This is a genomic window from Oleiphilus sp. HI0128 (assembly GCF_001635365.1).
Genome location: NZ_LWGG01000934.1, coordinates 1 through 1,597, shown reverse-complemented (window position 1 = coordinate 1,597; position 1,597 = coordinate 1). Strand labels below are relative to the sequence as shown.

The window sequence follows — 1,597 nt, the reverse complement described above, 5'->3', positions numbered from 1 at the left end:
CGTTATCTGGAACCTATGGACTCAGCATCCTTATGTCGTAAGGGCTTGGCGAGGCGTACTCGGGAAATGATTGGTGCAGAATTAAAACTGATTTAGGTATAAAAAAACCCGCAAGAGCGGGTTTTTTTATACCTTAGCTTTGCGCTTAGGCAGGGTAGTCGCGCTTGTCGTGACCAGTATAAAGCTGGCGTGGACGACCAATGCGGTAGTTTTCACTAACCATTTCGTTCCAGTGTGAGAACCAACCAATAGTTCGAGACATTGCGAAGATAACGGTAAACATTGACTCAGGAATACCGATAGCTTTCAAAATGATACCCGAGTAGAAGTCTACGTTTGGATATAGCTTTCTTGCAACAAAGTACTCATCTTCTAGTGCTATCTGCTCAAGGCGACGCGCGATCTTCAATAGAGGATCATTCTCAAGGCCTAGTGCACCAAGAACTTCTTCGCATGTTTCGCGCATAACTTTGGCGCGAGGGTCGAAGTTTTTGTATACGCGGTGACCGAAGCCCATCAGACGGAATGGGTCGTTCTTGTCTTTCGCTTTGGCTACGTATTCATCGATCCGAGATACGTCACCGATTTCGTTAAGCATTGTTAGTACAGCTTCGTTTGCGCCGCCGTGAGCAGGGCCCCAAAGTGCAGCGATGCCAGAAGCGATACAAGCAAATGGGTTGGCGCCAGTTGAGCCAGCTAGGCGGACAGTTGATGTTGATGCATTCTGCTCATGGTCAGCATGAAGCATGAAGATCTTATCCATTGCCTTTGAGATGGCTGGGTCAAACTTAACATCGCCAGCTGGCGTGCTGAACATCATGTGCAGGAAGTTTTCTGCATAATCCAAGTCATTGTTTGGATACATGAAAGGCTGGCCGATTGAGTACTTGTAGCACATCGCTGCAATAGTCGGCATTTTAGCTACAAGGCGGAAGCCTGCTATTTCACGGTGTTCTTCGTCAGAGATGTCCATCGTATCGTGGTAGAACGCTGAAAGAGCACCAACGACGCCGCACATGATCGCCATCGGGTGAGCGTCTCTTCGGAAGCCCTTAAAGAATTGGTTAACTTGATCGTGAACCATTGTGTGGTTGCGAACAGTTTTTCTGAAATGTTCGTTTTCTTCTGCTGTCGGAAGTTCTCCGTGCAAAAGTAGGTGGCATAGTTCAAGGTAGTCTGAATTTTCAGCTAGCTGTTCTATTGGGTAGCCTCTGTGAAGAAGTACACCTTTGCCGCCATCAATGTAGGTGATTTTAGATTCGCATGCCGCAGTGGACACGAATCCAGGGTCATAAGTAAAGACACCTTCTGATACTAGGCCTCGTACATCTATTACATCTGGGCCGACAGAGCCAGAATAAATTGGTAAATCGATGGTTTTCCCATCAACCGATAACTGAGCTTTTTTATCAGTCATGGTGCTCTCCTGTTGCTGAGATAGAGTAAGCCAAGCGTAGCTGCTGCTTAATAGGTAAAAAGCTTGCGGCCAGTTGGCGACTTAAAAGTTTGCGCATTATGCCAAATAGAATGACTATAGTCACGTCTCTGTAATGTGCCAATGTAGATGAAAAAAAAATCAAAGAAAGTTTCGGCTTTT

2 protein-coding genes are annotated in these 1,597 nt (G+C 46.1%); both read right to left on the bottom strand.

Features of this window, described 5'->3' with window-relative positions:
- Window positions 1–145 precede the first annotated feature (145 nt).
- Entirely contained in the window at window positions 146–1,417 is a 1,272-nt protein-coding gene (gltA, locus tag A3763_RS15240; protein ID WP_068508429.1) for a citrate synthase, read from the bottom strand.
- A partial coding sequence (locus tag A3763_RS29650) for a hypothetical protein (RefSeq protein WP_231872214.1) occupies window positions 1,410–1,597 on the bottom strand: 188 nt, incomplete at its 5' end. The genes A3763_RS29650 and gltA, both read right to left, overlap by 8 nt.

What these genes read in the sequence shown, in the direction of transcription:
- gltA (WP_068508429.1), bottom strand. Translation starts at nt 1,417, where the DNA reads ATGACTGATAAAAAAGCTCAGTTATCGGTTGATGGGAAAACCATCGAT.